The sequence below is a fragment of the Italian clover phyllody phytoplasma str. MA1 genome (assembly GCF_000300695.1).
Classification (GTDB): Bacteria; Bacillota_I; Bacilli_A; order Acholeplasmatales; family Acholeplasmataceae; genus Phytoplasma.
In genome coordinates this window covers 1-642 of the sequence record NZ_AKIM01000066.1, presented here as the reverse complement: position 1 = coordinate 642, position 642 = coordinate 1, and the positions used below count along the sequence as shown (strand labels likewise).

The window sequence follows — 642 nt, the reverse complement described above, 5'->3', positions numbered from 1 at the left end:
AAAACTTTATTTATCAATATCCTAAATCACAACAAAAACAACAAAAATAACCTTAATTAATGATAATTTCTCTTCTAGTAATAGGGTAAATATTACTTTCAGATTTACCCCCCCTTAAAACTCCAAATAACACCCTTAAAAAACCTATTTAATATCTTTCAAATCAACTACAAAAATGAATCTAAAAATATCATCAAAGAATTGATCGGCAAAATCAATCTTCATAAACTAGAAAGCTTACAATTATATCAACTAGAACCCAATAAACTAGATAAATATAATAATCCTATCAAAACAAACTATAAGAAAGGTCTAAATATCATTTATTACCGCCCAGAAGATTTAAAATATATTCAATTCTTCTTAAACAAAACCAAACAAGGCTATCGGGTGAAAAAGATACGTTCTGGTTATTTATCAAATTTAAATAAAAAAGAATTAAAAAAATAAATAATTTATAAATTGCCATTTCATTACCATTAAGTTATCTTTTTGTTACCACTTTGTTACCACTTTGTTACCACTTTGTTACCATATTGCTTTTCATATATTCTTTTTAACAAAAGCTTATTTAAAGAGTGATATTTGATATTTTATATCGATAATGATAATGATACTCGATATTTGATATTATCGCATTAT

Annotated in this window: 1 protein-coding gene; it reads left to right on the top strand. The window is 24.1% G+C overall.

Translation table 11 applies throughout. The features are described from left to right. The first annotated feature begins 201 nt into the window (after positions 1 to 201). Positions 202 to 450 carry a hypothetical protein gene (locus tag RI01_RS03910; RefSeq protein WP_017193096.1) on the top strand — a complete coding sequence of 83 codons (249 nt, stop codon included), beginning with the start codon at positions 202 to 204 and terminating at the stop codon, positions 448 to 450. Positions 451 to 642: the final 192 nt, after the last annotated feature.